Raw genomic sequence first — 6,438 nt, 5'->3', positions numbered from 1 at the left:
GGTTTGCCCCATATAATATGCCGGGGCCCGGCCGCGCCGCGCCCCCCCCCCGCCCCGCGGGCCCGCTGCCGCTGCTCGCGCGGCTTTATTGGTACACAGTGGAGTTCGGCCTGATCCGCGACGACGCGAGTCCGAACGGCGTGAAGATCTACGGCGCGGGCATCGTGTCGAGCAAGGGCGAAACGCTGTACAGCCAGCAAAGCGCGGCGCCGAACCGGCTCGGCTTCGACCTCGAACGCGTGATGCGCACGCGGTACCGGATCGACACATTCCAGAAAACCTACTTCGTGATCGACGACTTCGCGCAGTTGTTCAGCGTCGCGCAGACCGATTTCGCGCCGCTGCTGACGCGGCTTGCCGCCGAACCCGCTTTGATGGCTGGCGACCTGTTCGAAAGCGACTGCGTCATCACGCGCGGTTCGCGGGAAGGCTGGCAAACCGACGGCGACGTCTGAGGACGAAAACGCCGACCACGGTCGCGCGGCAGCCCCGGCAGCAGGCTCGCGTCATCCGTGAAAAAATAATGAAGGCGCACGCCACCGGCACGCCCGTATCGATCGACGAGGTAACCCAATGATTCAGAAACTGACTTCCGAAGAGCGCGCGAAACTGGTCGCCCAACTGAACGGCTGGCAAGCCGCAACGGACCGCGACGCGATCCAGCGCAAGTTCCAGTTCGCCGACTTCAACGAAGCATTCGGCTTCATGACGCGCGTGGCGATCAAGGCGCAGGAAATGGATCACCACCCCGAATGGTTCAATGTGTACGACAAGGTGGAGATCACGCTGTCCACGCACGAGGCCGACGGCGTAACCGAGCGCGACATCAGACTGGCCTCGTTCATCGACAGTATTACAGCGTAATACAAAAAATCCACCGCGTTTCGCACGCGTTTATCTCATGCGCGCTGCACAATTGCCCGACCCTGAAAGGACAATGCAGGTAAACGTCCGCTCAAACCTTCAATTCTACAGGCTATTATTAAGGCGTACGTAAGCTTCCCACGCTTGCCTCGCGAACCCGTCCAAACGATCCAGTGATAGCATTTGCTGACGCTGTACAATCAGCAGCGCATACGGCATGGAGAGCGCGCTTGCTTCCTTGCACAGAACGAGTTCGTCGCCGCTCGAAGGTGAGCGGGCGCGCCAGAAGTTGATCGCGGCTTCCAGTTCGTGAATGGATATATCGGACATGACTTCGTGATCGCTCGGAGGGCGCTTCAAGGCGGCTCGGTGGCTGCTTCGTGGCACGTTCCCGCCGTCCGGCACGGCCATGCCCCGCGCTGTGTGTGCAGCAGACGCCCCGGCGAACCGCTTGCCCAAACGCCTAAACCCATTGTACTTGAGTGAAATCCATGCGACTCCTTCTGATCGAAGATGACCGCCCCATCGCACGCGGCATCCAAAGCAGTCTCGAACAAGCCGGCTTCACCGTCGACATGGTCCACGACGGCATTTTCGCCGAACAGGCCCTTACGCAGAACCGTCACGAGCTGGTGATTCTTGACCTGGGTCTGCCCGGGATCGACGGCATGACGCTGCTCTCGCGCTTCCGTCAAAGCAATCGCCACACGCCGGTGATCATTCTCACCGCGCGCGACGAATTGAACGACCGCGTCCAGGGCCTGAATTCCGGCGCCGACGACTACATGCTGAAGCCGTTCGAACCGGCCGAGCTCGAAGCGCGCATCCGCGCAGTGATGCGCCGCAGCGGTCCGCACGGCGACATGCCGCGTCCGGAAGTGTCGCTCGGCGGCGTGCGTCTGTCGGGCGTCGATCGCCGCATCTTCAACGACGACAAGCCGCTCGAACTGTCGCCGCGTGAATTCGCGGTGCTCGAAATGCTGTTGCTGCGTCACGGCCGCGTGGTCAGCAAAGCGCAACTGCAAGACCACCTGACGCATTTCGGCGGCGATCTCGGCGACACCGCGATCGAAGTCTACGTGCACCGGGTCCGTAAAAAGCTGGAAAACTGCCGTGTCGAAATTGTCACGGTGCGCGGCTTTGGTTACCTGTTGCAGGAAATCCGGCAAGCCGCATAATCGTCGTGAAGGCCGCGAACTTCATCGCGGCCTGACGGCGCCGGGCCGGCGCCGCGCACTCGATGCGCAGTTCGCCGGCATCCGGCGAATTTCACGGCGCCTTGCGCCGTTGCCTTTTTCCCGCGCGTTCGATCATGCCCCAGCCGGCCGCCAATAGTCTGCGCCGCACGCTGCTGCGGCGCCTCGCTGCACCCCTTTCGCTGCTCGCTCTGATGAGCGGCCTGATCGCTTACTGGCTGGCGTGGCAGTACACGCAGCATGTCGTCGACCGCTCGCTCGCCGACCTCGCCACGGCGATCTCCAAACAGATCCAGATTGCCGGCCCGGATGCGCCGATCACCGTGCCTCCGCTCGCTCAGGCCATGTTCTCCGATCCAGTCGAACAGCTCGTCTACCGGATCAGCAACGGCGAGATCGAAATCGCCGGCGACCACAACCTGCCGCTGCAAGGCACCAGCGTGCGCCGCATGCACTACGCGTACGTGTTTGAGACGCAGCATGAAGGCGTGACGGTGCGCGTCGCGCAGGTGCGCGTCGATCAGCCGACCGGCAATCCGATCGTCGTCGAAGTGGGTCAGCCGGTACATCACCGCTTTCGCATCGCCGCCGAGTTTCTGGTCGCGATCATGATGCCGCTGCTCTTGCTGCTGCTCGCGGGTTGGGTGATCGTGTGGCGCGTCGTCAATCAGCAGCTCAATCCGCTGACCGATCTCGCGGATTCGCTTAACCGGCAGACCCACACGTCGCTCGAACCAGTGGACGAAACTTATGTGCCGGTGGAAATCCGTCCGCTGACGGGCGCGCTGAACGCGTTGCTCGGTCGCCTGAAAACCGCGCTCGACGGGCAGCGCAAGTTCATCGCCGACGCCGCGCATCAGTTGCGCACGCCGCTGACCGCTGTGAAGTTGCACGCGGAGCAGGCGGCCGTCGCGCGCGATCCGCAGCAAACGCTCAGCGCCGTGCGGGAACTGCGCGCCGCGGCCGACCGCGCCGTGCGGCTGTCGAATCAACTGCTGTCGCTGGCGCGCGCGGAGCCGGGCGAACAGGCGGCCCGCTTCGTCAACGTGGACATGTCTGCGCTCGCGTTCGATACCGGCGCAGAGTGGGTACCGCGCGCGTTGACGTTCCACGTCGACCTCGGCTTCCAGCGCCTCGACGACCCAACCAACGATCATCCGTTGATCGCGCGTGGCAATCCGGTGCTGCTGCACGAAGTGATCGCCAATCTGCTGGATAACGCGCTGAAGTACGTGCCGCCTTCTCGTCTCGATGGCGGCCGCATCACCGTGACGGTTTCGCAAACGGTGATCGACGAACTGCGCATGGCCGAGATCGTGGTCGAAGACAATGGGCCCGGCGTGCCGCGCGCGCAGCAAACGGACCTGTTCAAGCGCTTCTTCCGCGGTGACGGCCAGAGCGAAGCAGGCGTGGATAGCGGCGCCGGTCTCGGTCTCGCGATCGTCCACGACATCATGGTCCTGCATCGCGGCAGCGTGCATTACGAAGATGCGCCGGAAGGCGGCGCACGTTTCATCGTACGCATTCCGCTCGTGCCGATCGATGTTCGGAGCAACACGCCGACTGCCGAACCGTCCCGGCCGGCAAAAAAATCGGCGCACTCGGCGCCGGTGGGTATGTGACCGTCTAGCTACTCAACGGGCTGCAACGAGTTCACTGATGTGAGCAACTCGCGCAGCCCGTGTTTCATTTCTTCTTTGCCTTCTTTGCCGCCTTTGCGGATTTGCTCGCGCCCTTCTCTTTCTCCGGCGGCGCCAGCATCGTGCCGCGGCACTTGCGCGCGCCGCAGCGGCATTCGTATTCCTTCTTGAGCTTCTTGGTCTGACGCGCGTCGATCACGAGGCCGTAGTCGTAAAAGATCTCTTCGCCTTCCGCAATGTCGCGCAGCGCGTGCACGTACACGTGACCGTCAATTTCTTCCGCTTCGCAGTTCGGCGCGCACGAATGATTGATCCAGCGCGCGCTATTGCCGTTCACTTTGCCGTCGATCACCTTGCCGCTGTCGAGCGCGAAATAAAACGTGTGATTCGGTTCGGCCGGATTGTGCGGATGACGGCGCAATGCTTCTTTCCAGGAGATCCGTTCGCCCTTGTATTCGATTAGCCGCTCGCCGGCCGCAATCGGTTCGAGGGCAAACACGCCTTTGCCGTGCACACCCGAACGACGCACGGCGATCCTGCGTGAACTCATTGAATGAATCCTTGTGAAGAACTGGGGATGAAGTCCGGCAGCCGCCTGAGATGCCCGCGTCTGACGCGCTGCTTTTTCTGAAGCGGATAGCAAACGCGGCGCCCTGCGAGCGCCGCGTCGACTTGCGACGCTCACGCGCCACATCCGGCATCCTACACGTTCAAGACGGCTTCGTTCAACCGTCAAAAAGACACGTTGCGCAACGCGCGTGACTGGCTTTACCGTTGTCCGAACGAAATATCGCCGAACAGCGCCTTCTGATCGCGCGGTTGCGAACGCCAATACTGCGGCGGCGCTTCGACCGTAGCGCCCAGTTGCGCCGCTGCATGCCACGGCCAACGCGGGTTGTACAGCAACGCGCGCGCCAGCGCGATCAGATCGGCGTCGCCCGCTTCGATCAGTTGCTCGGCGTGCAGCGGGTCGGTAATCAGGCCGACGCCGATGGTCGTGAGACCCGTGGCGTGCTTGACCGCCTTCGCGAACGGAATCTGATAGCCCGGCTCCAGCGGAATCTTTTGTAGCGGCGACACGCCACCCGACGAGACGTCGATCCAGTCGCAACCGCGCTTCTGCAATTCGTGCGCGAAGGCGATGGTGTCGTCGAGCGCCCAGCCGCCTTCGACCCAGTCGGTCGCGGAGACCCGCACGCCGACCGGTTTGTCGGCGGGGAATGCGGCGCGCACGATGTCGAAGATCTCGAGCGGAAAGCGCATGCGGTTTTCGAGCGAACCGCCGTAGTCGTCGTCGCGTTGATTGGCGATTGGCGAGAGGAATTGATGCAGCAGATAACCATGCGCCGCATGCACTTCCAATGCGTCGATGCCGAGGCGCGCCGCGCGCCGCGCCGACGCTGCGAACGCTTCGCGAATGCGGTTCAGTCCAGTCATATCGAGCGCGAGAGGCGGCTCTTCGCCGGCCTTGTGCGGCAACGCCGACGGCGCGTGCGGCAGCCAGCCGCCTTGCGACACGGGAATCAGTTGGCCGCCTTCCCACGGCGCATGGCTCGACGCCTTGCGCCCTGCGTGCGCCAACTGCATCGTTACATTGATATGCGAATGTTTGCGGATCGCGGCCAGCACCGGCACGAGCGCGGCTTCGGTGACGTCGTCCCACAGGCCGAGATCACCCGGCGTGATGCGGCCATCCGGCTCGACCGACGTTGCCTCGATGAACAACATGCCGGCGCCCGACAGCCCAAGACTGCCGAGGTGGATCATGTGCCACGCCGTCGCCTCGCCACGGTCGGCAGAGTACTGGCACATCGGGGACACGACGATACGATTGGGAAGCGTCACGCTACGCAGCGTGAGCGGAGAAAAAAGCGCGCTCATGGATTACGCCCAGTAGAAGCCCGAGAGCGATCGAGCATAGCACCGCGGGCGGTTTACTGCATGAAACCCGGGTCAGCAGCGGGCCTCGACTTGATCGAGCCATTCGCCGAACATCCGGCGCGCGGCGGCTTCGAGTGCGGGACCGAATTGCGCGGTCTCGGCACGCAACCGGCGCGCGTCGACACCATGCATGGCAAGCTCGCCCGCATTTCCAATCAGCCAGGGTTCGAACCGATCGGTGCGAATCTCCGGATGACATTGCAAACCCAGCACATGGTTGCCCCAAGCGAACGCCTGGTTCTCGCAGGCCGGCGTCGACGCAAGGCGCGTCGCGTTGTCGGGCAGATCGAAGGTGTCGCCGTGCCAATGCATCATCGACGTGTGCGCGCCGTCGAGATGACGCAGCGGCGAAGCGCGGCCGGCATCGGTCAAGGTGAGCCGTGTCCAACCGATTTCGGTATGGCCTGATGGATAGACCCGCGCGCCGAGTGCACGCGCGATCAATTGCGCACCAAGGCAGATGCCGAGCGTCGGCAAACCCGCTGCGACGCGTTTCTCGATCAGCGACAGCAGTGGCACGAGAGTTGGGTAAAGCGCGTCGTCGGTTGCGCTGATCGGTCCGCCAAGCACCACCATCAGCGATGCGGCGAGCGGGTTCGGCGCATTGACACGGGCGAAGCCCACATCGAGATAACGGACCGGGCACCCGCGCTCGCCGAGCACCAACTCGAGACTGCCCAGATCCTCGAAGTGCACATGACGAATGGCCAGTACTTCGCGATTCATCGCCCTGCCCCACCTTCAGGTTGACTAAAGACTTGCCGCTACGCAGCGCCAGCCAATTCGCCGGCGGCGCC

Annotated in this window: 7 protein-coding genes and 1 pseudogene; 4 read left to right on the top strand and 4 right to left on the bottom strand. The window is 63.3% G+C overall.

The window, feature by feature from the left end:
• Both P0D89_RS02515 and P0D89_RS02510 read left to right on the top strand, forming a co-directional pair.
• Positions 1 to 455 (top strand): annotated as a pseudogene (locus P0D89_RS02515) (phenylalanine 4-monooxygenase); the annotation flags it as partial.
• 118 nt (positions 456 to 573) lie between these two features.
• Entirely contained in the window at positions 574 to 864 is a 291-nt protein-coding gene (locus P0D89_RS02510; RefSeq protein WP_408359806.1) for a 4a-hydroxytetrahydrobiopterin dehydratase, read from the top strand.
• 105 nt (positions 865 to 969) lie between these two features.
• On the opposite strand, the gene P0D89_RS02505 is transcribed toward P0D89_RS02510, so the two are convergent.
• Positions 970 to 1,194 carry a DUF3717 domain-containing protein gene (locus P0D89_RS02505; RefSeq protein WP_408359860.1) on the bottom strand — a complete coding sequence of 75 codons (225 nt, stop codon included), beginning with the start codon at positions 1,192 to 1,194 and terminating at the stop codon, positions 970 to 972.
• A 161-nt stretch (positions 1,195 to 1,355) separates the two neighbouring features.
• On the opposite strand from P0D89_RS02505, the gene P0D89_RS02500 reads away from it, so the two are divergent.
• The gene (locus P0D89_RS02500; RefSeq protein ID WP_013090980.1) at positions 1,356 to 2,042 is read left to right on the top strand and encodes a response regulator; all 687 of its coding nucleotides are present in this window, start codon (positions 1,356 to 1,358) and stop codon (positions 2,040 to 2,042) included.
• Positions 2,043 to 2,176: 134 nt separating this feature from the next.
• Positions 2,177 to 3,682: a sensor histidine kinase gene (locus P0D89_RS02495; RefSeq protein WP_408359809.1), complete on the top strand. Its 1,506-nt coding sequence runs from the start codon at positions 2,177 to 2,179 to the stop codon at positions 3,680 to 3,682.
• Positions 3,683 to 3,746: 64 nt separating this feature from the next.
• Here the strand turns inward: P0D89_RS02495 and P0D89_RS02490 are convergent, their stop codons facing one another.
• From P0D89_RS02490 to P0D89_RS02480, 3 genes are all read right to left on the bottom strand, one after another.
• Positions 3,747 to 4,250 carry an SET domain-containing protein gene (locus tag P0D89_RS02490; RefSeq protein ID WP_408359811.1) on the bottom strand — a complete coding sequence of 168 codons (504 nt, stop codon included), beginning with the start codon at positions 4,248 to 4,250 and terminating at the stop codon, positions 3,747 to 3,749.
• A gap of 218 nt (positions 4,251 to 4,468) precedes the next feature.
• Positions 4,469 to 5,581 carry an NADH:flavin oxidoreductase/NADH oxidase gene (locus P0D89_RS02485; RefSeq protein WP_408359813.1) on the bottom strand — a complete coding sequence of 371 codons (1,113 nt, stop codon included), beginning with the start codon at positions 5,579 to 5,581 and terminating at the stop codon, positions 4,469 to 4,471.
• Between the two features lie 72 nt (positions 5,582 to 5,653).
• Complete coding sequence (locus P0D89_RS02480; protein WP_408359815.1) at positions 5,654 to 6,367, bottom strand: glutamine amidotransferase; 714 nt, start codon at positions 6,365 to 6,367, stop codon at positions 5,654 to 5,656.
• Positions 6,368 to 6,438 lie beyond the last annotated feature (71 nt).

It is taken from the genome of Paraburkholderia sp. RL18-085-BIA-A, from assembly GCF_046027075.1.
Taxonomy (GTDB): domain Bacteria; phylum Pseudomonadota; class Gammaproteobacteria; order Burkholderiales; family Burkholderiaceae; genus Paraburkholderia.
This window is presented reverse-complemented; position numbering and strand designations above follow the sequence as displayed.